Below are 24,474 nucleotides of genomic sequence, written 5' to 3'. Positions count from 1 at the left end.
GCTATCGCCCGTCCGCGCCCTCCGCCGAGCCGGGGTTCTCCTCTCGGCGGGCATCCGGGGCTTCCTGCCGACGGGCTTCGGGGGCTTCCCGGGTTTCTTCCGGTCCCTGCACGATGCGTACGGCGTCCCTGAGGGCCTGGCGCTGTTCCTCGCTCATCATGCCGAAGAAGGCGACGAGTGCGGCGGCGGGGTTGTCGCTCTGCGACCAGGCGTCGTTCATGAGGGCGGCGGCGTACGCGGCGCGAGTCGACACGGCTTCATATCGATAGGCCCGGCCTTCCGCCTCGCGGCGCACCCAGCCCTTCTGATGGAGATTGTCCAAAACCGTCATCACGGTGGTGTACGCGATGGAGCGTTCCTGCTGGAGGTCTTCCAGGACTTCTCGAACGGTCACCGGGCGGTTCCACTTCCACACCCGCGTCATGACCGCGTCTTCGAGTTCTCCCAATGGGCGAGGCACACCTCAGAACAATAGTGGGAGATCCCGGCAATGGCGTGCCGGACGTGCACTAGGACCACAAACGCGAACAAAAAGGGCGTACGACCCGGGGGTGGCTCACCCGGTCACGCCCCTCGGGGACCGCCCGGTCACGCCCGCTCAGCAACCGCTCGTAAGTCGCTCAGGCATCGCCCGCGGAGGTCTTGGGAGCGGCCTCCGCGCGCGCGAGGGCGGCGTCGACGGCCGCGTCCTCCTTGGCCTTGGCGGCCCCGCCCTGGGTCTTCACGATCACCCTGACCACACCGATGAAGAACACGGCCATGACGACCGGGGGCACGAGCGCGGAGACATAGTCCATGCCTCCAGAGTAGCCAGGCCGAAAGCCCCGAAAGGTACGGGGTGCACCCGATCGCCGAAGCCCGGGAGGCCACACGGGTGAGCGGGCCGGCACACCCGGCCGACGGGGCACGGGGAGCCGTGCGGCGGGTCGGTCGGTGCGGCTGGTCGACGGAACCTGCGGGCGTCGTGCGGTGGGTCGGCCGGGGCGACTGATCGACGGGGCGCGGGGAGTCGTGCGCGGGCCGGCCGGTGCGGCTGGGTGACGGGGCGCGGGGAGCCGTGCGGCGGGGCGACCGATGCGGCTGGGCGACGGGCGCGGGGAGTCGTGCGGTGGGCCGGCCGGTGCGGCTGGGTGACGGGGCGCGGGGAGCCGTGCGGCGGGGCGACCGATGCGGCTGGGCGACGGGCGCGGGGAGCCGTGCGGCGGGGCGACCGATGCGGCTGGGCGACGGGCGCGGGGAGCCGTTCGGTGGGCCGGCCGGTGCGGCTGGGAAGCCATGCAGCGGGTCGGCCGATGCCGGGGCGACGGGGCGCGGGGAGTCGTGCAGCGGGCCGGCTGGTGCGGCTGGGCGACGGGGCCCGGGGAGCCGTGCGGCGGGCCGGCCGGGGCGACTGATCGACGGGGCGCGGGGAGCCGTGCGGCGGGCCGGCCGGGGCGACTGATCGACGGGGCGCGGGGAGCCGTGCGCGGGCCGGCCGGTGCGACTGGCCGACGGGGCCCGGGGAGCCATGCGCGGGCCGGCCGGTGCGACTGGCCGACGGGGCCCGGGGAGCCATGCGGCGGGCCGACCGGTGCGACTGGCCGACGGGGCCCGGGGAGCCATGCAGCGGGGCGACCGATGCGGCTGGGCGACGCAACCTTCGGGAGTCGTGCGGTGGGTCGGCCGGTGCGGCTGGCCGACGGGCCCGGAAAGCTGCACGGCGGCCGACCGGTGCGACTGATCGACGGGTCGCGGGGAGCCGTGCGGTGAGCCGGCCGTTGCGGCTGGCCGACGGGGCCCCGGGAAGCCATCCAGCGGGCCGACCGGTGCGACTGATCGACGAACCCCGGGAAGCCACACGGCGGGTCGGCCGGTGCGGCTGGGCGACGGAACCTCGGGGAGGCGTGCGGCGGGCGTCCGGCGGGGGCTAGCCCGCGGCCAGGCGGCGGGACTCCGGGTCGGACGGCGGGGCCGGCTTGCGGCGGGGGAAGACCTCGCCCGGGGTGGGGATGGGGCGCCTGGGGGCGGGGCGCTCCCCGGGGGCGGGGGCCGGCTGGGGGCCGGGCTTCTCCGCGGGCTCCTGCGGGGCCCTGGACGGCTCCTCGGCCTCGCCCTCGCCCTGGCGGGCCCCGGGGTCCCCCGCGCCGCCCGCAAGGGCCAGCAGGCGGGTCCGCGCGGGCGGTACGGCGGGCGCCGGCACCTTGCGGGCGCCCTGCGCGAACCGGGCCCTTACGTCCTGCTCGGCCAGCGCCCGGCAGCGGTCCAGCAGGGCCGCAGCCGCGGGGTTTCCGCGCAGCGCCCGCAGTGCGGCGAGGTCGTCCGGCGTCGGCCGGTGCCCGGCGCCGAGCGCCTCCTCCAGCAGGCCCAGGTAGCCGGTGGCGGTACCCGGCAGGGCGGCCCGGTAGCGGCCCAGGTCGGCCACCAGGAAGGCGCGCAGCCTGGCCCCCTCGCACATCGCCTCGTCGAGCGACTCGGCGAGGCGGAAACAGTCCTGCACGTCCTCGGCGGAGGCGTGGCCGGGGTGGAGGGCGAGGGCGAGGGCGCGGCGGAGCACACGCAGCTCCTCCACGCCGAACGCCATGCCGCCGCGGGATCCGTATGGCGTGGGCATGCGGCGACGCTACCGAACTAATCGGACAAAACTGACGAATCCGGATGTTGTTTCGCCGCGTGTCGCTCCGGGTTTCCCTCGTCCGGTGTCACCGCGGAAGACCGGCGCCCGTCCGGGCGCCGGCCGTCCCTCACAGCCGCGACACGTTCCGCTCGTAGACCAGGCGCAGCCCGATCAGCGTCAGCCACGGCTGGTGCTCGTCGATCACCGAGGACTCCCCCAGCACCACCGGTGCCAGCCCGCCCGTGGCGATCACCGTGACGTCGTCGGGGTCGTCGGCCAGCTCCCGGGCCATCCGGCCGACCACCCCGTCGACCTGCCCGGCGAAGCCGAACACGACGCCGGACTGCATGGCCTCCACGGTGTTCTTGCCGATCACGTTCCGCGGCCGGGCCACCTCGATCTTCCGCAGCTGCGCGGCCCTGATGCCGAGGGCCTCCACCGAGATCTCGATGCCGGGGGCGATGACCCCGCCGACGTACTCCCCGCGCGCGGAGACCGCGTCGAAGGTGGTCGCCGTGCCGAAGTCGACGACGATCGCCGGGCCGCCGTACAGCTCGTTCGCCGCGACCGCGTTGATGATGCGGTCGGCGCCGACCTCCTTGGGGTTGTCGAACTGGATCGGCACGCCCGTCTTCACACCCGGCTCCACGAGGACGGCGGGCACGTCGCCGTAGTACCGCCGGGTGACCTCGCGCAGTTCGTGCAGGACCGACGGGACGGTCGCGCAGATCGCGATGCCGTCGATGCCGTCGCCCAGTTCCTCGCCGAGCAGCGGGTGCATGCCCATCAGGCCCTTGAGCAGCACCGCCAGCTCGTCCGCCGTCCGGCGCGCGTCCGTGGAGATGCGCCAGTGCTCGACGATGTCCTCGCCGTCGAACAGGCCGAGGACGGTGTGCGTGTTGCCGACGTCGATCGTGAGCAGCATGGCCGTTACTCCGCCTCGCGCAGGTCCAGGCCGATGTCCAGGATCGGCGAGGAGTGCGTGAGCGCGCCCACGGCCAGGAAGTCCACGCCGGTCTCGGCGTACGCGCGCGCGGTGGCCAGCGTCAGCCGGCCGGAGGCCTCCAGCAGCGCCCGGCCGCCGACGATGCCGACGGCCTCCTCGCACTCGCCGGGGGTGAAGTTGTCCAGCAGGATCAGGTCGGCGCCCGCGTCCACGACCTCGCGCAGCTGGTGCAGGGTGTCGACCTCCACCTCGATCGGCACCTCCGGGAAGGCCTCCCGTACGGCCTTGAAGGCCTGTGCGACGCCGCCGGCGGCGACCACGTGGTTGTCCTTCACCAGGGCCGCGTCCGAGAGCGACATGCGGTGGTTGACGCCCCCGCCGCAGCGGACGGCGAACTTCTCCAGCGAGCGCAGGCCCGGGGTCGTCTTGCGGGTGTCGCGCACGCGCGCCTTGGTGCCCTCCAGCACGTCCGCCCACGCGCGCGTGGCGGTCGCGATGCCGGACAGCCGGCACAGGATGTTCAGCGCGCTGCGCTCCGCGGTGAGGAGGTCACGCGTGCGCGTGGTGACCGAGAGCAGCTTCTGCCCGGCCTCGATCCGGTCGCCGTCCTCGACGTGCCGCTCGACCTCGAACTCGTCCGTGCAGACCACGGAGAGCACGGCCTCGGCGATCCGCAGGCCGGCCACGACGCCCGCCTCGCGCGCGGTGAAGTCGGCGGTGGCCACCGCGTCCTCGGGGATGGTCGACACGGTCGTCACGTCCACGCCGCCGTCCAGGTCCTCCTGGATGGCGACGTTGGCGATGTCCTCGACTTCCACGGGGTCGAGTCCGGCAGCGGCCAGCAGCTCGGCGAGCGCGGGGTCGAGCCCGCACTCCGGATACTCCTCGTCGTTCTCCGCGCCGCAGGCGCAGCCGTCGCCGCAGCCGCCGGTCGGGACGAGGGGAAGGTCGTCGGTGCTCACGTCTGTCACTGCTCCTGGGGCGCTGTTACCGGATGGGAGGGAAGTCTGCGGTGTCGGTGGTGCGGACGGCCAGCGACCGGTCCGGGTTGAGCCGTACGACGATGTGGCGCCGCCAGCGGGTGTCGTCCCGCTCGGCGCGGTCCTCGCGCCAGTGGCAGCCGCGGGTCTCCTCGCGCAGCCGGGCCGCGGCGACCAGGACCCGGGCCACGCACAGGAGGTTCGTCGCCTCCCAGGTGTCCACGCCGGGCTCGGCGGTCTTGCCGTTCTCCTGGAGCGCGTCGCGGGCCTCGGCGTGCAGCTTCTGGAGCTGGTCCGCGGCCCTGGCGAGGGACTCCTCGGAGCGCAGCACACCGGCGCCCTCGGTCATGATCCGCTGGATGGCGAACCGGGTCTCGGGGGCGAGCAGCGGGTGCGCGGGCTTCCCGGGGTCCGGGACCGGTGCGGGCACGCGCGCGTGGAGGCTGTCGTCCGCGTGGGCGGCGGCGATGTCGGCGGCGATCCGCTCGGCGTACACCAGCCCTTCGAGGAGGGAGTTGGAGGCGAGCCGGTTGGCGCCGTGCACGCCGGTGCAGGCGACCTCGCCGCACGCGTACAGGCCGGGCACGGTGGTCCGGCCGCGGGCGTCGGTGCGGACGCCTCCGGAGGCGTAGTGGGCGGCCGGGGCGATCGGGATGGGCTCGGTGACCGGGTCGATCCCGTGGGCCCGGCAGGCGGCCAGGATGGTCGGGAAACGGTGCTCCCACATGTCCGCGCCGAAGTGCCGTGCGTCGAGGAACATGTGCTCGGCGTCCTGCTCCAGCATCCGCCGCAGGATGCCCTTGGCGACGATGTCGCGCGGCGCCAGCTCCGCCAGCTCGTGCTGTCCGACCATGAAGCGCACGCCGTCGGCGTCGACCAGGTGGGCGCCCTCGCCGCGCACCGCCTCGGAGACGAGCGGCTGCTGCCCCTCGGCATCCGGGCCGAGGAAGAGCACGGTCGGGTGGAACTGCACGAACTCCAGGTCGCTGACCTCGGCGCCCGCGCGCAGCGCCAGCGCCACGCCGTCGCCGGTCGACACCGACGGGTTGGTGGTCGCGGAGAACACCTGGCCCATGCCGCCGGTCGCGAGGACCACCGCGGGGGCGTGCACGGCGCCCACGCCGTCGTGCTGGCCCTCGCCCATCACGTGCAGGGTGACACCGGCCGTACGGCCCTCGGCGTCCGTCAGCAGGTCCAGCACCAGGGCGTTCTCGATGGTGCGCACCCCGCGCGCGTGGACGGCCTCGACGAGCGCCCGCGAGACCTCCGCGCCGGTCGCGTCGCCGCCCGCGTGCGCGATCCGGCGCCGGTGGTGGCCGCCCTCGCGGGTGAGGTGGATGTCGCCCTGGTCGTCGGTGTCGAAGTGGGCACCGGTGGAGATCAGCCGCCGTACGGCGTCGGGGCCCTCGGTGACGAGGATCCGTACGGCCTCCTCGTCGCACAGGCCCGCGCCCGCGACCAGGGTGTCGCCCAGGTGCTGCTCGGGGGTGTCGCCCTCGCCGAGCGCGGCGGCGATGCCGCCCTGCGCCCAGCGGGTGGAGCCGTCGTCCAGGCGGGCCTTGGTGACGACGACCGTGCTGAGGCCGGCCGCCTCGCAGCGCAGCGCCGCGGTCAGGCCGGCCACACCGGAGCCGACGACGACCACGTCCGCGGAAATGGCCCAGCCGGGCGCGGGTGCGTGCAGTCGTATGCCTGTGCTGGTCACGAGGCGGCTCCGAAGGTGAGAGGGAGGTTGTCGATCAGCCGGGTCGTGCCGACCCGGGCGGCGACGGCGAGGACGGCCTCGCCAGTGAAGTCGTCGCCGATCTCCGTGAAGTCGGCGGGGTCGACCAGCGCGAGGTAGTCCAGCCGCAGGGGCGGGTCGAGGCGGACGGCCTCGTCCAGCACCTGGCGGGCGGCGGCGCGGACGGCCGCGGGGCCGCCGGGCGCGGCGGTGGCCACCGCGTGCGCGTCGGCCGCAGCGCGGGACTCCCCTATGGCGCTCAGCGCCTCGGCACGCGCACGCGTGGAGGGCACTTCGCGGGCCCGCGCGCGCAGCGCCTCCTGCGCGGCGTGCCGGTCCCGGCCGGCGAACAGCGCGCGGGACAGCGCGAGCGCGGTACGGCGCTCGTCCGGCGAGAGGTAGCGGTTGCGGCTGGACAGGGCCAGCCCGTCCTCCTCACGCACGGTCGGTACGGCGACGATGTCGACGCCGAAGTTCAGGTCGCGCACCATGCGCCGGATCAGGGCCAGCTGCTGGGCGTCCTTCTGCCCGAACAGGGCGGCGTCGGGGCGGGTGAGATGCAGCAGCTTGGCGACGACCGTGAGCATCCCGTCGAAGTGCCCGGGCCGCGAGGCCCCTTCCAGGCGTTCGCCCATGGGGCCCGCGGAGACGCGCACCTGGGGCCGACCGCCCGGGTAGACCTCGTCCACGGAGGGCGCGAACACGGCGTCCGCGCCCGCCTCCTCGGCCAGCTTGAGATCGGCGTCGAGGGTGCGCGGGTAGCGGTCGAGGTCCTCCCCCGCGCCGAACTGCAGCGGGTTCACGAAGACCGTGACGACGACCTCGCCGTCCGGGCCGGCGGTCTCCCGCGCGGTGCGGATCAGGGTCGCGTGGCCCTCGTGCAGGGCGCCCATGGTCATCACGACGGCACGGCGGCCGCGGCGCACGCGCGCGTGCAGCTCTTCGGCGGTGCTCAGCAGGGCGGTGGTCATCGGTCGTTCCCCTCGGTGCCGGTCGTGCCGTCGGTTCCCTCGTCTCCCCGGCGTGTGTGGCCCGCGTGGCCTCCGTCGGCGAGTACCCCCAGGAGGTCCTCGGCGAGTTCCGGCTTCAGCAGGCCCTGGGCGAGCGCGCGGTCGGCGGTCGCGCGGGCCATCGCCAGGTAGCCCGCCACGGCCTGCGGGGCGTGCTTGCGCAGCTCGGTGACGTGCGCGGCGACCGTACCGGCGTCCCCGCGCGCGACGGGCCCGGTCAGGGCGGCGTCGCCGGAGCGCAGGGCGTTGTCCAGGGCGGCGCCGAGCAGCGGGCCGAGCATCCGGTCGGGTGCCTCCACACCGGCCGTGCGCAGCAGCTCCATGGACTGGGCGACCAGGGTGACCAGGTGGTTGGCGCCGAGGGCGAGGGCCGCGTGGTACAGCGGGCGGTTCTCCTCGCTGATCCACTCCGGCTCGCCGCCCATCTCGATGACGAGGGCCTGGGCGGCCAGCCGCAGCTCCTCGGGCGCGGTCACGCCGAACGAGCAGCCGGCCAGGCGCTGCACGTCGACCGGGGTGCCGGTGAAGGTCATCGCCGGGTGCAGGGCCATGGGCAGCGCGCCCGCGCGCAGGGCCGGGTCCAGCACCTTGGCGCCGTACCGGCCGGAGGTGTGCACGAGCAGCTGTCCCGGCCGGACCGCGCCGGTCTCGGCCAGGCCGGTGACCAGGCCGGGCAGGGCGTCGTCGGGGACGGTGAGCAGCACCAGGTCGGCACGCTGGAGCACCTCGGCGGGCGGCACCAGCGGGACGTCCGGGAGCATGGCCTCGGCGCGCCTGCGGGAGGCGTCGGAGACTCCGGAGACGGCGACCGGGCGGTGCCCGGCGAGCTGCAGGGACGCGGCCAGGGCGGGGCCCACGCGACCGGCGCCGACGACACCGACGGTGAGCCGCGCGGGGCGGTCCTTGAGGTCTGGCTGGTGGACTGTACTCACGCGACGGCGGCCTTCCCGTTCCAGTCCGCTCTGGGTACCGGACGATTTCTCGTCATGTTAACGCTATCGGGTGGCGCGGCGGCCGGCCGTCCACAGGCTGTGGGTTTCGCCACGCCGTCCCGGCGGTGCCGCCGGGCGCATATCCCGATGCCCCCGCCGGTCCGGCACGGCATGATCCACGGCATGACCGACACGGCTGAACAGCGCACAGGGCAGGACGGGCAGGACGGGCATGACGGACAGGACAGGCAGGACGGGCAGGACGGGGAGCAGGCGGCGCGGAAGCGGTTCGAGCGGCGGCGGACGGCCCAGCGGCAGGCGCGGCGCGCGCTGTCCCGCGCGGGCTGGTCGGGCACGCTCCGCGAGCGCCTCACGGAGCTGACGGAGGCGGCGGACGGGGTCTACGACCTGGACGAGCCGGCCGACGTCTACGGCGACCGCATCGTGGCCGCCCTGGAGGAGCGGGTCGCCGCGCTGCTCGGCGCCGAGGCCGCCGCGTTCTTCCCGACGGGCACCATGGCCCAGCAGGTGGCCCTGCGCTGCTGGGCGGCCCGCACCGGCGACCCGACGGTGGCCCTGCATCCGTCGGCCCACCCGGAGGTGCACGAACGGCAGGCGTTCAGCCAGGTCAGCGGGTTGCGTCCGGTGAGGGTGGGCGGTGGGCGCCGGCTGCCTACTGCGGCCGAGATACGCGACTTCGAAGAGCCCTTCGGCGCGCTGATGCTGGAACTGCCCCTGAGGGACGCCGGTTTCGTGCTGCCCACCTGGGAGGAGCTGACCGAGGCCGTAGAGGCGGCGCGGGAGCGCGACGCGGTGGTGCACTTCGACGGCGCGCGCCTGTGGGAGTGCACCGAGCACTTCGGGCGCTCCCTGGCGGAGATCGCCGGCCTCGCCGACAGCGTCTACGTGTCGTTCTACAAGTCCGTCGGCGGCTTCGGCGGCGCCGCGCTCGCCGGTCCGCGGACGCTGGTGGAGGAGGCGAAGACCTGGCGGCACCGGTACGGCGGCATGATCTTCCAGCAGTTCCCGACCGTCCTGTCCGCGCTCGTCGGCCTGGAGCGCGAAGTGCCCCGGCTGCCCGAGTACGTGCGGCACGCGCGCGTGGTGGCCGCCGCGCTGCGCGAGGGCTTCGCGGCGGCCGGGCTGCCCTGGGCCCGCGTCCACCCGGAGGAGCCGCACACCCACCAGTTCCAGGTTTGGCTGCCGTACGAGCCGGAGGTGGCGGCCGAGGCGGCTGTGCGCCAGGCCGAGGAGACCTCGGTGATGCTCTTCGCGAACGCCTGGGACGCCGGCGGGCCCGGGCTCGCGTTCACGGAGGTCGGCGTGCAGGCCGCGGGGCTCGAGTGGACGGCGGACGACGTGCGCGCGGCCGTACGGGACTTCGTGGACCGCCTGCCCGCAAGGGCCTAGAGGGCGCGGGGGCGCAGCCAGCGGGTCAGGGTGCGCCGGAGCCGCCCGTGCACCGGGCGTCCGGCGATGACCGCGCGGAAACGCCGGTGGTCGCGCACCTCGCGGACGAGGCGCAGGTCGTGGCGGCCCGGCGCGGGCGGCTCCGGCTCGCCGTGCACACGGGCGCGGTGGGTGTCGAGGAGGTACTGCTGGGTGATGCTCATGGCGAACGGCCTTCTCGGGACGTGTCTGATCGGTGACTGATCGGGCTCCGCGGCTGCCCCGGTGTCCCTCAACGCTGCCCCTGGCCGGCGCGGATGTCCCGTGGATTGACGGCTGCCGTCAATCCACGGGGGGCGCTGTCGGCGGCCCGGTGCACCATGGGGGCATGAGCGTGACCATCGACATCACCGGACTTCCCCCGGAGAGGGTCTCCGTCGTGCCCTCCCCCCTGGCGGAGCTGGGGATGGCGCTGCACGCGCTGAGCCAGCCCGGGCACCACCCGGAGCTGCAGGGCTGGGCCACCGCCGTGTCCACCCGGCTGGACCCGGGCCTGGCCGACCGGCTGTGCGAGGCGGACTTCCTGTGGCGTTCGACGTTCTCGGACGTCTTCGCCCCCTTCGCCGGCATCCCGGGCGGGCGCGCGCTGCCCGGAGCCACGCTCGCCGAGGAACTGGACCAGCTGGACAAGCTGACGGACGAACAGTTCGTCAACGCCGCCCTGGAGTTCACCTGCCAGCTGCGCTACGACGCCCAGGAGCCCGGCCCGCTGGGCGACCCGGAGCTGCGCCGGCGCTCCCTGGAGCTGGCCGCCGCGCGCGGTGCCGTACAGGAGCGGTTCACGCGCCGCCTGCTGGCGGACCCGCCCGCCGTGCGCGCCTGGTTCCGGCAGCTGATGCACGACTGCGACGACGCCTTCTTCGCCGACACCTGGGCCCGCATCCAGCCCCAGCTGGCCGCGGACGCCCGGCACAAGACCGAGCTGCTGCGCCGCAAGGGGCTCGGCGAGGCCCTCGCGTCCCTGTCCGGGGCCATCTCCCTGGACGAGGAGGCCGGGCTCGTCACGGTCGACAAGCTGCTGGTGGGCCACGCCGCCACCGGCGACGGCGGCCTGGTGCTGGTGCCGACCGGCCTCGGCTGGCCGCACGTGCTGGTCCTGCACCGGTACGGCTGGCAGCCCTCGATCACCTACCCCGCGAGCGGTTCCCGGCCGCAGGCCCCGTCCGTGGAGCAGCTCACGCGCCGGCTGGAGGCGCTGGCGCACCCGGTGCGGATACGGCTGTGCCGGCACCTCGCGCGCGCCCCGCACACCACCGGCGAACTGGCCGACGCGCACGGCATGTCGGCGCCCGAGATATCCCGCCACCTGAGCGTGCTGAAGAAGGCGGGCCTGATCACCGACTGCCGGCGCGGCCGGTACGTCCAGCATCAGCTGAACCTGTCCGCGGTGGCCCGGCTGGGCAGCGACTTCATCGAGGGCGTCCTGCGCTGAGCGGGCGCACCGGCCGTCCGGGCCCGAATCCGCACGTCCGCCGCCGGAGCCGGAGCCCGGGGTCGCAGCCGTCAGCCGTCCGCAACCGGGGCCCGCGCGGCAGTCGTCAGCCGTGTCCGCACGGACCCGAATCCGCACGTCCGCCGCCGAAGCCGGAGCCCCGGACGCCAGCCGTCCCCGCCGGAGCCCGGGGTCACAGCCGTCCCGCCGCAGCCCGGGTGGCAGCCGTCAGCCGTCCGAAACCGGGACCCGCGCGGCAGTCGTCAGCCGTGTCCGCACGGACCCGAATCCGCACGTCCGCCGCCGAAGCCGGAGCCCCGGACGCCAGCCGTCCCCGCCGAAGTCGGGGTCACAGCCGTCCCCGCCGGAACCCGGGCGGCAGCCGCCAGCGTCCGGACCGGGGCCCGCGCGGCCGCCGTCAGCCGTGTCCGCACGGACCCGAATCCGCACGTCCGCCGCCGAAGCCGGACCCCACGTCGCAGCCGTCCCCGCCGGAGTCAGGGTCACAGCCGTCCCCGCCGGAACCCGGGCGGCAGCCGCCAGCGTCCGGACCGGGGCCCGCGCGGCCGCCGTCAGCCGTGTCCGCCCGCCCGTACCAGCCCCGTCTCGTACGCCAGCACGACAACCTGCACCCGGTCGCGCAGCCCGAGCTTGGTCAGGATGCGGCCCACGTGGGTCTTCACGGTCGCCTCGCTCAGCACCAGCCGGGCCGCGATCTCCCCGTTGGACAGGCCCTGCGCGACCAGCACCATCACCTCGCGCTCCCGCTCGGTGAGCCGCCCCAGCTCCTTGTGCTGGGGCTCCTTGCCGGCGGAGGGCAGCATCGGCGCGAAGCGGTCCAGCAGGCGCCGGGTGGTGGAGGGCGCCACGACCGCGTCCCCGCTGTGCACGGCGCGGATGGCGGCGAGGAGGTCGCCGGGCGGCACGTCCTTGAGCATGAAACCGGAGGCGCCCGCCTTCAGCCCGGAGAAGGCGTACTCGTCCAGGTCGAAGGTGGTCAGGATGAGCACCTTCGGCGGGTTCGGGTCCGCGCAGATGCGGCGGGTGGCCTCCACGCCGTCGAGCTTCGGCATGCGGACGTCCATCAGGACCACGTCGACTGCGGTGGACCGCAGCACCTGGAGGGCCTCCACACCGTCGCCCGCCTCCGCGACGACCTCCATGTCCGGCTGGGCGGCGAGCACCATCCGGAACCCGGTGCGCAGCAACGCCTGGTCGTCGACGAGCATCACGCGGATCGTCATCGGGTCTCTTCCGTTCGGGATCTGGGAGGGGCGGGGAGGGACAGGGGTCGGTCAGTGCGCCGGTTTGAGCGGCAGCAGGGCGCTGATGCGGAATCCTCCGCCGGGGCGCGGGCCGGCGTCCAGGGTGCCGCCGACCATGCCGACACGTTCGCGCATGCCGATGAGGCCGTGGCCCTGTCCGTCGGCGCCGCCCTCCTCGTACAGCTCGTGCGGGGCGCCCTTGCCGTCGTCCTCGACCAGCAGGCCGAGCCCGTCGTCGAAGTAGACCAGGCGCACGCTCGCACCCGCGTTCGGCCCGCCGTGCTTGCGCGTGTTGGTGAGCGCCTCCTGCACGATCCGGTACGCGGTCAGCTCCACGCCGCTGGGCAGCGGGCGCGGGGTGCCCTCGACCTTGAAGTCGACCGGCAGGCCGGAGCTGCGGCACTGCTCGACGAGGTCGTCGATCTGCTCGACGTCGGGCTGCGGGACGTACTCCCCGCTCTCCTGGTGCTCACCGGTGCGCAGCACGCCCAGCAGGCGGCGCATCTCGGCCAGCGCCTGGCGGCCGGTGGAGGAGATCGTCTCCAGGGCCTTCTTCGCCTGGTCGGGCGCGGCGTCCATAACGTAGGCGGCGCCGTCGGCCTGCACCACCATCACCGACACGTTGTGCGCGACGACGTCGTGCAGCTCGCGTGCGATCCGGGCGCGCTCGGCGGCGACCGCGACCTTCGACTGCGCCTCGCGCTCCTTCTCCAGGCGGGCCGCGCGCTCCTCCAGCTGGGCGAAGTAGGCGCGCCGGGTGCGCATGGAGTCGCCCAGCACCCAGGCGAGGGCGAAGGGCACCGTCTGGAACACCGCTATCGCGATCTGCCCGGGGAAGCTGGCCTGCTCCTCCGGCCAGCGCATCTGCGCCACGGTCGCCGCGCAGAGGCTGACGACGAGGGCGAGCCGGGAGGCCCAGCGGGCGCCGACCGCCGCGACCGTGTAGGTGATCACGAGCATGGCGAAGTCGGCGACGGTCGTCTCGACGTCCAGGACCAGCTGGGCCAGTCCGATCACGAGCGCGACCAGCAGCATCGGCTCCGGGAAGCGGCGGCGCAGCGCCACGACGGCGGACAGGGCCACGGACACCGCCATGCCCTGGGGGACCGTCCCGTGGTGGCCGGGGGCCCCGTCGAGGTTGACCACGCTCACCGCGGACACCCCGAGCAGGGCGACGGCCCAGAAGGCGTCGACCCAGGCCGGGTGGCGGCGGAGGAAGTCATAAAGGCGCTGCACGTAACCCAGAGTAGGGAAACCGGATGCGTGCATGGGTCAACCGTTGGGCCGATCCGCGCTCGGCGCGCGTACTCCCCAAGGTGGATACCGTGATCATCGGTGTGCCTAGTCTGGTCCGGTGACGGATGAGACGACGGTGGAGGGTGGGCCCGGGAATCCCGGCCGGCGCGGCTGGCGCGCGGCGGCCGAGGCGGCCCTGTACGGCCCCGGCGGGTTCTACCGGCGCCCGGAGGGCCCGGCCGGTCACTTCCGGACGTCCGTGCACGCCTCCGCGCTGTTCGCCCGGGCCGTGGCGCGGCTGCTGTGCCGGGTCGACGCGGCGCTCGGCCGGCCCCCGGTGCTGGACTTCGTCGACATGGGCGCCGGACGGGGAGAGCTGGCCGGCGGGGTGCTCGCCGCGCTGCCGGCCGACGTGGCGGCACGCGCGCGCGTGTACGCCGTGGAGATCGCGGGCCGCCCGGCCGGCCTGGACGACCGGATCACCTGGCGCAGCGACCTTCCGGACGCGGTCACCGGGCTGCTGTTCGCCAACGAGTGGCTGGACAACGTCCCGGTGGACGTCGTGGAGGTGGACTCCGCGGGCGTGCCCCGGCTGGTGCTCGTGGCGGAGGACGGCTCCGAGCGGCTCGGGGAGCCCGTGACGGGCCCGGCGGCCGACTGGCTCGCTCGCTGGTGGCCGCTGCCGCCCGAGGAGGGGCTGCGGGCCGAGGTCGGGCTGCCCCGGGACCGGGCCTGGGCGGCGGCCGTGGACCGGGTGGCGCGGGGGCTCGCGGTGGCCGTGGACTACGCCCACACCGTGGACACCCGCCCGCCGTTCGGCACCCTCACCGGGTTCCGGGAGGGTCGCGAGACGGCACCCGTGCCGGACGGGTCGTGCGACATCACGGCCCACGTCGCCCTCGACGCGTGCGCCGCGGCGCCCGGCACGGGCCGGGCACCCTCGGGCACGGCGCGCACGTCGTACGGAACGGGTCGCGCTCCCACCCGGGAGCCGTCCGACACGGCGTGCACGGCGCCCGACACGGCGCGCGCTTCCTGCGAGGCGCCGCGCGACACGGCGTACGCGCCGCCCAGTCCGGCGCACGGTCCCTCTCACGCGCCCCGAGACCCGGCGCACGCGCCCCCGATCACGGCGCATGGGTCCCACGCAACAGCGCGCACGCTTCCGGCCGCGCGCCTGCTCACGCAACGCGCCGCTCTGCGCGCCCTGGGTCTCACCGGCGTACGCCCCCCGCTGGCGCTGGCCTCGACGGACCCGGCCGCCTACGTCCGCGCCCTGGCCGGCGCGGGCGAGGCCGCCGAGCTGACGGCTCCGGGCGGTCTCGGCGACTTCGGCTGGCTGCTCCAGCCGGTGGGCGTCACGGACCCCCTGGGGGCAGAGGACCCGCCCGCCCCGCAGGACCGGTGAACCACGGCCCCCAGGCCCCCGCCGCCTACTTGTCGATGTCTCCGACCACGAAGAACATCGACCCCAGGATCGCCACCATGTCCGCCACCAGCGTCCCCGGAAGGAGCTCGGTGAGCGCCTGGATGTTGTTGTAGGAGGCGGAGCGCAGCTTCAGCCGGTACGGGGTCTTCTCGCCCTTGCTGACCAGGTAGTAGCCGTTGATCCCGAGCGGGTTCTCGGTCCACGCGTACGTGTGTCCCTCGGGCGCCTTCAGCACCTTCGGCAGCCGCTGGTTGATCGGCCCGGGCGGCAGCTCGGCGATCCGGTCCAGGCAGGCGTCGGCGAGGTCCAGCGCGTTGTGGGTCTGCGCCAGCAGCACCTCGAAGCGGGCGAGGCAGTCGCCCTCGCTCCGGGTCTCGACCTTCAGCGTGTCCTGCAGCTCGCCGTAGGCCAGGTACGGCTCGTCGCGGCGCAGGTCGAAGTCGACGCCCGAACCACGCGCGATGGGCCCGCTCACGCCGTACGCGTGCACGGCCTCCGGTGCCAGCACGCCCACGTTCCGGGTACGCCCCCGGAAGATCTCGTTGCCGAGGACGAGGTCGTCGAAGACGTCCATGCGCGAACGCACGTCGGCGACGGCGGCACGCGCGCGTGCGGTCCAGCCGGCCGGCAGGTCCTCCTTGAGGCCGCCGACACGGTTGAACATGTAGTGCATGCGGCCGCCGGAGACCTCCTCCATGACGTTCTGCAGCACCTCGCGCTCGCGGAACGCGTAGAACACCGGCGTGATCCCGCCCAGCTCCAGCGGGTAGGAGCCGAGGAACATCAGGTGGTTCAGCACCCGGTTCAGCTCGGCGAGCAGGGTGCGCGTCCACACCGCCCGCTCGGGGACCTCCATGCCGAGCATCCGCTCCACGGCGAGGACCACGCCCAGCTCGTTGGAGAACGCCGACAGCCAGTCGTGGCGGTTGGCGAGCACGATGATCTGCCGGTAGTCGCGGGCCTCGAAGAGCTTCTCGGCGCCGCGGTGCATGTAGCCGATCACCGGCTCCGCGCGCACGATGCGCTCTCCGTCCAGCACGAGCCTGAGCCGCAGCACGCCGTGCGTGGACGGATGCTGGGGCCCGATGTTGAGCACCATGTCGGTGCTCTCCGCCGCGCCGCCGATGCCGACCGTGGTCTCCGTCGTAGGAGTCATGGCCCCAGTTTCCCCTACGTACGCTGGCCTCATGGAAACGGGGAGCGGAACGGGCGGCCCGGCAGGGGCCGGGGCGCCGGCGCGGCAGCCGGTGTGGCGCGGGCTGGAGCCGGGGCTGCTGAGGGTGCGCCGGCTGCTGCTGGTGGTGTGGGCGGGGGTGCTCGCGGTCGCCGCGGGCGTGCTGCCGGGGCTTTTCGCGGGGCCCGCGTGGGCGGCCTGCGCGCTGCTGCCGCCGGCCTTCGCCGCCTGGGGCTGGCGGCTGCTGGAGCGCAACTGGCGGTCCTGGCGGTACGCCGAGCGCGCGGACGACCTGCTGATCAGCCGCGGTGTGCTGTGGCGTGAGGAGACGGTGGTGCCGTACGGGCGGATGCAGCTGGTGGAGGTGACCTCCGGGCCGTTGGCGCGGCGCTTCGGGCTGGCCACCGTGCAGCTGCACACGGCCGCCGCCGCGACCGACGCGACCGTCCCCGGCCTGGACCCGGCCGAGGCGGAACGTCTGCGCGACCGGCTGACCGAGCTGGGCGAGGCACGATCGGCGGGCCTGTGACGACCCCCGGGCACACCGACGACGGCATACCGGAGCGCCCGCCCGTCACCGAGCGCCGCCTGCACCCGGTCACGCCCTTCCGGCGGGCGTGGGCGCCGCTCGCCGTGCTGGCCGGCTGGGCGGTGCACGACCCGAACGGCGCCCAGGAGCAGCTGACCCGGCTGACCGGCACCATGCTCCTGCTGGGGGTCGCGGTCCTGGTGCCGGCGGCCGGTCTCTACGGCTTCCTGTCCTGGTGGTTCACGCACTACGCCGTCACCGGCACGGAGCTGCGCATACGGACCGGGCTGCTGTTCCGGCGGACCGCGCACATCCGGCTGGAGCGGATCCAGGCCGTGGACGTCTCCCGTCCGCTCCTCGCGCGCGTGGCGGGCGTGGCGAAGCTGCGGATCGACGTCGTAGGGGCCGACGACAAGGACGAGCTGGCGTTCCTGGGCGAGCGGGAGGCGCGTGACCTGCGCGCGGAGCTGCTCGCGCGCGCGGCGGGTTTCGCGCCCGAGACGGCGCGCGAGGTCGGAGAGGCGCCGGCACGGGCACTGCTGCGCGTGCCGCCGCGCGAGCTGGCGCGCTCCCTGGTGCTGACGGGCGCCACCTGGGGTTCGCTGTGCGCCGCGCTGGTCGTCCCGACCGTGCTGTGGCTGGCCACCGGCAACCTGTGGACGGTCGTCGCGAGCGCCGTGCCCCTGCTCGGCACGGCCGGCGCGAGCAGTGCGGGGCGGTTCGTCACCGAGTTCGACTGGACGGTGAGCGAGTCCCCGGACGGGCTGCGCATCGACCACGGGCTGCTCGACCGTACGCACGAGACGGTGCCGCCCGGGCGGGTGCAGACCGTACGGATCGTGGAGCCGCTGCTGTGGCGCGGGCGCGGCTGGGTGCGGGTGGAACTGGACGTCGCGGGCTCCAAGAACTCGGTGCTGGTACCGGTCGCCCCGCGCGCGGTCGCCGAGGAGGTCGTCGCGCGCGTGCTGCCCGGCGTGACCGTGCCCCGGGAACTGTCGCGGGTGCCGCGCCGGGCACGGTGGTGCGTGCCGGTGTGGTGGCGCGGGCACCGGCTGGCGGTGACCGGCACCGTGTTCGCCGCCCGGAGCGGTCTGCTGTGCCGCCGGCTCTCGCTCGTCCCGCACGCGAAGGTGCAGAGCGTACGGCTCACCCAGGGGCCCTGGCGGCGCCGCTGGGGCCTCGCCGACGTCCATGTGGACACCGGGGCCGACAAGACGGTGACGGCCCGGCTGCGGGACGCCCAGGACGCCGCCCGGTTCCTGACCGACCAGGCGGAGCGCTCTCGCACAGGCCGCCGGCGCGCCCTGCCCGACCGCTGGATGACCACCGGCTGACCGGCATCCGCCCGTCGGAGACGCCACCGGCCCGGCTCCCTCTCGGGGAGACCGGGCCCGGTGTCCGTGATGGCGGCTGCGGCCGATCAGGATGCCGCGGTGCGCAGGCGGTGGACGTCGATCTGCTCGGTCTCGTCGTGTGCCGTCAGGTCGATGACCTGGCCGACCTCCTGGGACCGCGCGTCGGCCGGCTTGAACCCGGACTCCGACTCGGCCTTGTGCACGGCGAGCGCCTCCGGGCCGACCACGTCGGCGAGGTCCTCGTTCTGCACCGAGTCCAGCGTGGCCTTCGGCGCGCCCTTCTGGGTGCCGAAGAAGTCGAACCCGCCCTCGACCACCGGGCGCCGCGCGGGCGCCGCCGGTACGACGGCCACCGCGGTCGGCACCGTGAAGTGCCCGGCGGGCGGCTGCCCCGCGGGCTGGGCGGCCTCGACCGCCGGGGAGGCGTCCGCGCCGTCCGTCACGGCTGCCGTGGCGCCCTCTCCTTTGGCGACCGCCTCGCTCCCGGCGGCGGCGCTCTCCGCACCCTCCGGCTCGGACGCCTCCGACGGCTCGGACGCCTCAGAACGGCCCGATGCCTCCGGCCCGCCCGGTGCCTCCGGCCGCTGAGCCGCGACCGCCACCGCGCCCTCGGTGTCCGTGACGCCCTCGGCGTCCTCGGAGGCCGCCACGGGCTCAGCCGCTCCCGAGTCGACACGCCCGGCCCCGGAGTGAGCCTCCGCCCCGGCGGCCTCGGCCTGCACCTCCGCCTCGCTCTCGGCCTCGGCCTCGCCCGCAGTCCCCCCGCCGAACCGGGCCAGAGCCCTCAGCGCCAGCCCGTACAGCCGGGCGCCCTCGGGGGAGAACACCGCCGGCCGCTCCTCGGTGGCGGGCTCCGCCGGCGTCCCGGGCGCCGGCGGTTCCGCACTCCGCGCGGGCGGCAACGCGGGCACCGACGTCTCGATCTCCAGCAGCCGCCGCCCCTCCAGGGCGCTCGCGCGCTCGGTCTCCGCGGTGGCGTACCGGCGCAGCAGGGCCGCGTGCTCGTTGCGCAGGCCGGCCAGCTCCGCCCGCTTGGCGCGCAGCCGCTGCTCCAGCTTGGCGCGCAGTTCGCGGGACTCCTCCAGGTCGGTCTCCAGTTCGGCGACCCGTTCCTCGTGCCGCCACTCGTCGCCCGCACGCGCGCGCGTGAGTTCGGCGACCTGCTTGCCCGCCTGCGCGTCCCAGCGGCGCATCACGACCGCGCCGACGACCGCCGTCGCGGCGGCCGCCGCGGCCAGCGCGCGCAACACGGTGGCCTCGGAGAACACCCAGGGACCCAGCGCGCAGACGACGGAGACCCCGGCGATCGCCGAGGGGGGCAACAGCCGGTGCAGAGGCGGGGAATGGCGGTGGCGTCCACGTGGCATGGCCAGAAACTTACCGCGCGTAGGCGAATCATGGGCGCCCGCCCCGTAAAAACACAGCCATCCCGAAGGCGTCACGGGGTGTCAGGGCGCCGCCGGCTCAGCGGTCGGAGAGCCGGCCGCTGACCCACTGCAGGGTGGGCGGGATCTCGCGCCGCCAGGTGTTGAAGTTGTGACCGCCGCTCTCCAGGATGATCGAGGAGATCCGGGTCAGGTTCGTGGCCTGCACCTGCTCGATGAACTTCATGGTGGACGTGTAGTTGTGTTCGCCGACCTTGCTGCTGGTGACGAGCAGCGAGGTGTCCGGCGCCTCCTCGTGCTGCAGCAGCCAGAACAGGTCGGAACGGTTCCGCAGCTTCTTGTCGCCGTGGAAGAGGTCACCGGTGGTGGGGTCGATCGGCGCCTTGTAGTACGGCGAGAGGCCCGCGCCGGCGGTGTACACGTTGGGGTGGTGCATGGCGAGCTTGAGCGCGCAGTAGCCGCCCGTGGAGTCGCCGATCACACCCCAGCTGCCCGGCCGCTTGCCGGCCCGGTAGTGGCTGAGGACGGCCTCCGGCAGATCTTTGGCAAAAAACGTTTCCGCCTGCGGCCCGCCCGGCACGTCCACGCACTCGGTGTCCCGTGGCGGCGCCACGGTCGGGCGCATCATCACCAGGATCATCGGCTGCATCCGCCCGTCCTTGGCCAGCCGCTGCGCCGTGCTCGGGTAGTTCAGCTTGTCCACCAGCGACCGCGCGGTGCCCGGGTAGCCGGTCAGCACGACCGACACCGGGAACGTCCGGGTCCGGTACTGCGGCTGGAAGTACTCCGGCGGCAGGTACACGTACGCCGGGGTGACCATGCGGGTCGTACGGCCCACGATGTCGACCTTCTGGACCTGCCCGCCCGTCTCCGGCCGCGAGGCCCTCACGCCCGGCACGTCGGAGGTGGAGACCACCTGGAGCGGGCCGCCGGAGCTGCCGTGGGCCGAGTGGTCGATGACCACGCCCTGGTCGGTCTCCTTGCCGAACAGGTCGGCCCAGCTGGCGTAGAAGCCGAACGCCTGGTTCGCGGCGAGCCCGACACAGGCGAAGAGCGCCACCTGGGTGAACAGCAGCACGCCGATCCGTCCGGTGACGGCCCGCCAGCTCGTGCGCGCCAGGCGCGGCCACAGCCACACCGTGCCGATGAACAGCACGAGGGCGATCAGTATCGCCAGCACCAGCACTTTGTTGCTCGTGAGACCCATGGCTGCTTCCTGCCTGCGCTTTCCGCCCGTCCGCGGCCACGCTTCGTCGCGTGGACTTGCCCGGGGCTTTCCTTGGCCTTTGACCCGACTTTCCGGTGGGGAGTGAACCTCTCTCCCCGTGACACCGTCCTAGAGGGCGCAATGTCGCCGGACGCCCGCTCGGGCCCGGGTCCAAGGTCTCTCGCAGAACTACGGGATGCGATGTCTGTCAGGATAGATGGGGAAATGTCGGACGGGGTTCCGAGCCGATCAAGCCGGTCGCGGCGCATACTGCGCGGCCCGCGCCCCGAGGCCGTCCCCGTCTGGGTCGGCACGGCGGCCGCGCTCGTGGGCCTCCTGGACATCGCCGCCGGTGTCTTCCCGCGCTTCCGGCACAGCCGTATGCACGCCATCGCCGAGGTGCTGCCGGGCTCCTTCGGCCCGTTCGCGGCGGCGCTCTCGCTCAGCGCGGGCGTGCTGTTGCTGCTGCTCGCGCACGGGCTCAAGCGGCGCAAGCGCCGGGCCTGGCGGGCCGCGGTCGCGCTGCTCCCGGCGGGCGCGGCGGCGCAGTTCGCGTACCGGCACTCGCTCGTCGGCGTGCTCATCGCGGTCGCGCTGCTGGTGCCGCTGCTGCGCCACCGGGACCAGTTCGCGGCGCTGCCCGACCCGCGCAGCAGGTGGCGGGCGCTCGCCAACTTCGTGCTCATGAGCGCCGGTTCGCTCGCCCTCGGCCTGGTCATCGTCAGCGTCCACCCGAACCGGACGATCGGCGACCCGAGTCTGGCCGACCGGCTGACGCACGTCATCTACGGTCTGTTCGGCTTCGAGGGCCCGGTCGACTACCAGGGCAACACCTCCTGGACGGTCGCCTTCTCCCTCGGCGCCCTCGGCTGGATCACCGCGGTCACCACCATCTACCTGGCCTTCCGCCCCGAGCACCCGGCCGCGCACCTCACCGAGGAGGACGAGGTGAAGCTGCGGGCGCTGCTGGAGAAGCACGGCCGGCGCGACTCGCTCGGCCACTTCGCGCTGCGCCGCGACAAAGCGGTCGTGTTCTCGCCGAGCGGCAAGGCCGCCGTCACCTACCGGGTCGTGTCCGGCGTGATGCTCGCCAGCGGCGACCCCATCGGCGACGTCGAGGCCTGGCCCGGTGCCATCGAGCGCTTCATGGACGAGGCCCGGGCCCACTCCTGGACGCCCGCGGTCATGGGCTGCTCGGAGACGGGCGGTGAGGTGTGGACCCGCGAGACCGGCCTGGACGCCCTGGAGCTGGGCGACGAGGCGGTGGTCGACGTGGCGGATTTCTCGCTCGCCGGACGCGCGATGCGCAACGTGCGCCAGATGGTCAAGCGCATCGAGCGGGCCGGCTACGAGACCCGGGTACGGCGTGTCCGTGACCTCGGCGACGCCGAGCTGGAGCGGATCCGCCGGGCGGCGGAGGACTGGCGCGGCACGGACACCGAGCGCGGCTTCTCCATGGCGCTCGGCCGCGTCGGCGACCCCTCCGACGGTGACTGCCTGATCGCCACCGCTCACAAGGCGGACGACGCGCCGGGCGAGTACGGCGACCTGAAGGCGATCCTCCATTTCGTGCCCTGGGGCAAGGACGGCGCCTCGCTGGACCTGATGCGCCGTGACCGCAGCGCCGACCCGGGCATGAACGAGCTGCTGATCGTCGCCGCCCTGCAGGCCGCGCCGAAGTTCGGCATCACGCGCGTGTCGCTGAACTTCGCGATGTTCCGCTCCGCCCTCGCGCGCGGGGAGAAGATCGGCGCCGGTCCGGTGCTGCGCGCCTGGCGCGGGCTGCTGGTGTTCCTCTCGCGCTGGTTCCAGATCGAGTCGCTGTACAAGTTTAACGCCAAGTTCCAGCCCCGCTGGGAGCCGCGGTTCGTGGTCTACCGGGCCTCCGCCGACCTGCCCCGCATCGGCATCGCCGCGATGCAGGCGGAGGGCTTCGTCAACCTCGCCCTGCCGCTGCCGCGCTTCCTGCGCCGGCGCCGGCCGTCCGCCCAGCGCCCCTGCGCCCACGGTGTGGCCGAGCGGGACGTCAGAGCGGCCTGAGCAGCGTGAGCCGTCCCGCGCCGAGCGGTACGCCCCCGGGACCGGCCCGGGTGGAAGCCCCCTCCCCCTCCAGCACCGGGGGCTTCCGCCCGGGCCGCGGCGCGTTCCGGGGACCCCGCGGGGCCTACGCTGAACGTATGAACAACCTCAGCGGGCGCGGCCGAGTCGCCGGCCTTCCGGTATGGGACCGGTGCGCGGTCATGGGGGTCGTCAACGTGACCCCGGACTCCTTCTCCGACGGCGGCCGCTGGTTCGACACGACCGTCGCCGTCAAACACGGCCTGGATCTCGTCGCCGAGGGCGCGGACCTGGTCGACGTCGGCGGCGAGTCCACCCGGCCCGGCGCCACGCGCGTGGACGAGGCGGAGGAGCTGCGGCGGGTCGTCCCCGTGGTGCGCGGCCTCGCCTCCGAGGGAGTCGTCGTGTCGGTCGACACCATGCGCGCCTCCGTCGCCGAACAGGCCCTCGCGGCCGGTGCCGCCCTCGTCAACGACGTCAGCGGCGGCCTCGCCGACCCCGCGATGATCCCGGTGGTCGCCGCCGCGGACGCCCCGTTCGTCGTCATGCACTGGCGCGGCTTCCTCCAGGGCGGCAACGTGAAGGGCGTGTACGAGGACGTCGTCGGGGAGGTCGTGGACGAACTGCACGCGCGCGTGGAGGCCGTACGGGCCGGCGGCATCGCCCCGGAACGCATCGTCGTCGACCCGGGCCTCGGCTTCTCCAAGGAGGCCGGGCACGATCTCGCGCTCCTCGCCCACCTCGACCGCCTGCACGCCCTCGGCCACCCCCTGCTGGTCGCTGCCTCGCGCAAGCGGTTCCTCGGCCGGGTCCTGGCCGGCCCCGGGGGCGCTCCCCCGCCCGCCCGGGAGCGCGACGCGGCCACGGCCGCCGTCTCCGCCCTCGCGGCGCACGCCGGCGCGTGGGCGGTGCGCGTGCACGAGGTACGCGCCACCGCGGACGCGGTCCGGGTGGCGCGGGCCGTGGAGGAGGCACGCGAGGCCGGAACGGCCGAGGACGGGGCGCGCGAGGCGGGCGCCCGCGAACCGGGGGCGCGTGCGAGCGGAGCGGCGCCGGAAGCCGCAGCCGTGCGCGGGGCGGACGGAGACCGGTGAGCGCCCCCCACACCGACGTCGAGCAGGTGGAGTCCGCCAACACCGCCTTCTACGAGGCGCTCGAACGCGGCGACTTCGAGGAGGTCTCCTCCCTCTGGCTGACCCCCGCCGACCTGGGCGTGGACGAGACCTACCACGACCCCGCGGACAGCGGCGTGGTCTCGTGCGTCCACCCCGGCTGGCCGGTGCTCACCGGCCGCGGCGAGGTCCTCAGGTCGTACGCCCTGATCATGGCCAACACCGACTACATCCAGTTCTTCCTGACCGATGTGCACGTCTCCGTCACCGGTGACACCGCGCTCGTGACCTGCACCGAGAACATCCTCAGCGGCGGCCCCGCCCCGGAGGAGGGCGCGGAGCTGGGGCCGCTGGTCGGGCAGCTCGTCGTCGCCACGAACGTGTTCCGGCGCACCCCCTCCGGCTGGAAGCTCTGGTCGCACCACGCCTCCCCGGTGCTGGCCGAGACCGGCGACGACGACGATGACGACCAGCACGTGAACGGCGTGGATCCGGACGGCGGCCCGCTCGCCTGAGCCGGGAGTGGTTCGAATCACCTACCGCGGGGTAGGAGCGGCTACCAGTCCGTGACACGGCCGGGTTCCCCGGGGGAAACGCGCGGTGAACCCTCCGGGCGGGTGCCGGTGCCGGAGCCCCCGCGGCCCGGCTTTGCCGGGGCT

The 24,474-nt window shown here is 74.5% G+C and carries 22 protein-coding genes; 8 read left to right on the top strand and 14 right to left on the bottom strand.

All coding sequences use genetic code 11. The features are described from left to right. Position 1: 1 nt before the first annotated feature. The 8 genes from ACZ4VF_RS33995 to ACZ4VF_RS33960 all read right to left on the bottom strand — a co-directional run bounded on the left by ACZ4VF_RS33995 (position 2) and on the right by ACZ4VF_RS33960 (position 8,184). Positions 2–424 (bottom strand): BlaI/MecI/CopY family transcriptional regulator, encoded by a 423-nt coding sequence (locus ACZ4VF_RS33995; RefSeq protein ID WP_467930891.1) that lies wholly within the window; start codon positions 422–424, stop codon positions 2–4. A gap of 196 nt (positions 425–620) precedes the next feature. Continuing rightward, complete coding sequence (locus ACZ4VF_RS33990; protein WP_467930838.1) at positions 621–797, bottom strand: hypothetical protein; 177 nt, start codon at positions 795–797, stop codon at positions 621–623. Between the two features lie 1,109 nt (positions 798–1,906). After that, positions 1,907–2,560 (bottom strand): hypothetical protein, encoded by a 654-nt coding sequence (locus ACZ4VF_RS33985; protein ID WP_467930890.1) that lies wholly within the window; start codon positions 2,558–2,560, stop codon positions 1,907–1,909. Between the two features lie 160 nt (positions 2,561–2,720). Beyond that, positions 2,721–3,518, bottom strand: coding sequence for a type III pantothenate kinase (locus tag ACZ4VF_RS33980; protein WP_467930836.1), 798 nt, complete (start codon positions 3,516–3,518; stop codon positions 2,721–2,723). Between the two features lie 5 nt (positions 3,519–3,523). Further along, on the bottom strand, positions 3,524–4,501 hold the full coding sequence (gene nadC / locus ACZ4VF_RS33975; RefSeq protein ID WP_467930835.1) for a carboxylating nicotinate-nucleotide diphosphorylase: 978 nt from the start codon (positions 4,499–4,501) through the stop codon (positions 3,524–3,526). A 25-nt stretch (positions 4,502–4,526) separates the two neighbouring features. After that, a complete protein-coding gene (locus tag ACZ4VF_RS33970; protein WP_467930834.1) occupies positions 4,527–6,224 on the bottom strand; it encodes an L-aspartate oxidase in 1,698 nt (565 codons plus the stop codon). Beyond that, the gene (gene panC / locus ACZ4VF_RS33965; protein WP_467930832.1) at positions 6,221–7,213 is read right to left on the bottom strand and encodes a pantoate--beta-alanine ligase; all 993 of its coding nucleotides are present in this window, start codon (positions 7,211–7,213) and stop codon (positions 6,221–6,223) included. Before panC ends, ACZ4VF_RS33970 begins: the two co-directional genes overlap by 4 nt. Continuing rightward, positions 7,210–8,184 (bottom strand): Rossmann-like and DUF2520 domain-containing protein, encoded by a 975-nt coding sequence (locus tag ACZ4VF_RS33960; protein ID WP_467930831.1) that lies wholly within the window; start codon positions 8,182–8,184, stop codon positions 7,210–7,212. The genes panC and ACZ4VF_RS33960 overlap by 4 nt, the downstream gene beginning before the upstream one ends. Positions 8,185–8,367: 183 nt before the next feature. Here ACZ4VF_RS33960 and ACZ4VF_RS33955 point away from each other — a divergent pair, with 183 nt between their 5' ends. After that, on the top strand, positions 8,368–9,594 hold the full coding sequence (locus ACZ4VF_RS33955) for a threonine aldolase family protein (protein ID WP_467930830.1): 1,227 nt from the start codon (positions 8,368–8,370) through the stop codon (positions 9,592–9,594). Here the strand turns inward: ACZ4VF_RS33955 and ACZ4VF_RS33950 are convergent. Further along, positions 9,591–9,797, bottom strand: a complete 207-nt coding sequence (locus ACZ4VF_RS33950) for a hypothetical protein (RefSeq protein WP_467930828.1) — start codon at positions 9,795–9,797, stop codon at positions 9,591–9,593. The genes ACZ4VF_RS33955 and ACZ4VF_RS33950 overlap by 4 nt on opposite strands. Before the next feature lie 164 nt (positions 9,798–9,961). Between ACZ4VF_RS33950 and ACZ4VF_RS33945 the strand changes: the two genes are divergently transcribed. Next, entirely contained in the window at positions 9,962–11,065 is a 1,104-nt protein-coding gene (locus ACZ4VF_RS33945) for a DUF5937 family protein (RefSeq protein ID WP_467930827.1), read from the top strand. A gap of 572 nt (positions 11,066–11,637) precedes the next feature. On the opposite strand, the gene ACZ4VF_RS33940 is transcribed toward ACZ4VF_RS33945, so the two are convergent. After that, on the bottom strand, positions 11,638–12,309 hold the full coding sequence (locus ACZ4VF_RS33940; RefSeq protein WP_356151294.1) for a response regulator transcription factor: 672 nt from the start codon (positions 12,307–12,309) through the stop codon (positions 11,638–11,640). Between the two features lie 51 nt (positions 12,310–12,360). Then, positions 12,361–13,566 (bottom strand): sensor histidine kinase, encoded by a 1,206-nt coding sequence (locus ACZ4VF_RS33935; protein WP_467930826.1) that lies wholly within the window; start codon positions 13,564–13,566, stop codon positions 12,361–12,363. A 118-nt stretch (positions 13,567–13,684) separates the two neighbouring features. Between ACZ4VF_RS33935 and ACZ4VF_RS33930 the strand changes: the two genes are divergently transcribed. Beyond that, on the top strand, positions 13,685–14,974 hold the full coding sequence (locus tag ACZ4VF_RS33930) for an SAM-dependent methyltransferase (RefSeq protein ID WP_467930825.1): 1,290 nt from the start codon (positions 13,685–13,687) through the stop codon (positions 14,972–14,974). A gap of 25 nt (positions 14,975–14,999) precedes the next feature. On the opposite strand, the gene ACZ4VF_RS33925 is transcribed toward ACZ4VF_RS33930, so the two are convergent. Then, the gene (locus tag ACZ4VF_RS33925; protein WP_467930824.1) at positions 15,000–16,151 is read right to left on the bottom strand and encodes an NADH-quinone oxidoreductase subunit D; all 1,152 of its coding nucleotides are present in this window, start codon (positions 16,149–16,151) and stop codon (positions 15,000–15,002) included. 31 nt (positions 16,152–16,182) lie between these two features. Here ACZ4VF_RS33925 and ACZ4VF_RS33920 point away from each other — a divergent pair, with 31 nt between their 5' ends. Both ACZ4VF_RS33920 and ACZ4VF_RS33915 read left to right on the top strand, forming a co-directional pair. Beyond that, positions 16,183–16,698, top strand: coding sequence for a PH domain-containing protein (locus ACZ4VF_RS33920; protein ID WP_467930822.1), 516 nt, complete (start codon positions 16,183–16,185; stop codon positions 16,696–16,698). Further along, a complete protein-coding gene (locus ACZ4VF_RS33915; RefSeq protein WP_467930821.1) occupies positions 16,695–18,032 on the top strand; it encodes a PH domain-containing protein in 1,338 nt (445 codons plus the stop codon). The genes ACZ4VF_RS33920 and ACZ4VF_RS33915 overlap by 4 nt, the downstream gene beginning before the upstream one ends. 86 nt (positions 18,033–18,118) lie before the next feature. Here ACZ4VF_RS33915 and ACZ4VF_RS33910 read toward each other — a convergent pair whose 3' ends face one another. Continuing rightward, complete coding sequence (locus ACZ4VF_RS33910) at positions 18,119–19,420, bottom strand: hypothetical protein (protein ID WP_467930820.1); 1,302 nt, start codon at positions 19,418–19,420, stop codon at positions 18,119–18,121. 97 nt (positions 19,421–19,517) lie between these two features. Then, a complete protein-coding gene (locus ACZ4VF_RS33905; RefSeq protein WP_467930818.1) occupies positions 19,518–20,645 on the bottom strand; it encodes an alpha/beta hydrolase in 1,128 nt (375 codons plus the stop codon). A gap of 225 nt (positions 20,646–20,870) precedes the next feature. Between ACZ4VF_RS33905 and ACZ4VF_RS33900 the strand changes: the two genes are divergently transcribed. The 3 genes from ACZ4VF_RS33900 (at position 20,871) to ACZ4VF_RS33890 (ending at position 24,330) form a co-directional block, all read left to right on the top strand. Beyond that, on the top strand, positions 20,871–22,685 hold the full coding sequence (locus tag ACZ4VF_RS33900; protein WP_467930816.1) for a phosphatidylglycerol lysyltransferase domain-containing protein: 1,815 nt from the start codon (positions 20,871–20,873) through the stop codon (positions 22,683–22,685). 137 nt (positions 22,686–22,822) lie between these two features. Then, positions 22,823–23,797, top strand: a complete 975-nt coding sequence (gene folP / locus ACZ4VF_RS33895) for a dihydropteroate synthase (protein WP_467930815.1) — start codon at positions 22,823–22,825, stop codon at positions 23,795–23,797. Next, a complete protein-coding gene (locus tag ACZ4VF_RS33890; RefSeq protein WP_467930814.1) occupies positions 23,794–24,330 on the top strand; it encodes a nuclear transport factor 2 family protein in 537 nt (178 codons plus the stop codon). Before folP ends, ACZ4VF_RS33890 begins: the two co-directional genes overlap by 4 nt. Positions 24,331–24,474 lie beyond the last annotated feature (144 nt).

It is taken from the genome of Streptomyces sp. NPDC029151 (assembly GCF_055564315.1).
This window is presented reverse-complemented; position numbering and strand designations above follow the sequence as displayed.

Excerpts from the sequence above, each read along its gene's own strand:
- ACZ4VF_RS33945 (WP_467930827.1), top strand. The coding sequence starts at position 9,962 with ATGAGCGTGACCATCGACATCACCGGACTTCCCCCGGAGAGGGTCTCC.
- ACZ4VF_RS33925 (WP_467930824.1), bottom strand. The coding sequence starts at position 16,151 with ATGACTCCTACGACGGAGACCACGGTCGGCATCGGCGGCGCGGCGGAG.
- ACZ4VF_RS33950 (WP_467930828.1), bottom strand. The coding sequence starts at position 9,797 with ATGAGCATCACCCAGCAGTACCTCCTCGACACCCACCGCGCCCGTGTG.
- ACZ4VF_RS33980 (WP_467930836.1), bottom strand. The coding sequence starts at position 3,518 with ATGCTGCTCACGATCGACGTCGGCAACACGCACACCGTCCTCGGCCTG.
- ACZ4VF_RS33990 (WP_467930838.1), bottom strand. The coding sequence starts at position 797 with ATGGACTATGTCTCCGCGCTCGTGCCCCCGGTCGTCATGGCCGTGTTC.
- panC (WP_467930832.1), bottom strand. The coding sequence starts at position 7,213 with ATGACCACCGCCCTGCTGAGCACCGCCGAAGAGCTGCACGCGCGCGTG.
- ACZ4VF_RS33940 (WP_356151294.1), bottom strand. The coding sequence starts at position 12,309 with ATGACGATCCGCGTGATGCTCGTCGACGACCAGGCGTTGCTGCGCACC.
- ACZ4VF_RS33900 (WP_467930816.1), top strand. The coding sequence starts at position 20,871 with ATGTCGGACGGGGTTCCGAGCCGATCAAGCCGGTCGCGGCGCATACTG.
- ACZ4VF_RS33905 (WP_467930818.1), bottom strand. The coding sequence starts at position 20,645 with ATGGGTCTCACGAGCAACAAAGTGCTGGTGCTGGCGATACTGATCGCC.
- ACZ4VF_RS33995 (WP_467930891.1), bottom strand. The coding sequence starts at position 424 with ATGACGCGGGTGTGGAAGTGGAACCGCCCGGTGACCGTTCGAGAAGTC.
- ACZ4VF_RS33910 (WP_467930820.1), bottom strand. The coding sequence starts at position 19,420 with ATGCCACGTGGACGCCACCGCCATTCCCCGCCTCTGCACCGGCTGTTG.
- ACZ4VF_RS33955 (WP_467930830.1), top strand. The coding sequence starts at position 8,368 with ATGACCGACACGGCTGAACAGCGCACAGGGCAGGACGGGCAGGACGGG.
- ACZ4VF_RS33920 (WP_467930822.1), top strand. The coding sequence starts at position 16,183 with ATGGAAACGGGGAGCGGAACGGGCGGCCCGGCAGGGGCCGGGGCGCCG.
- ACZ4VF_RS33985 (WP_467930890.1), bottom strand. The coding sequence starts at position 2,560 with ATGGCGTTCGGCGTGGAGGAGCTGCGTGTGCTCCGCCGCGCCCTCGCC.
- folP (WP_467930815.1), top strand. The coding sequence starts at position 22,823 with ATGAACAACCTCAGCGGGCGCGGCCGAGTCGCCGGCCTTCCGGTATGG.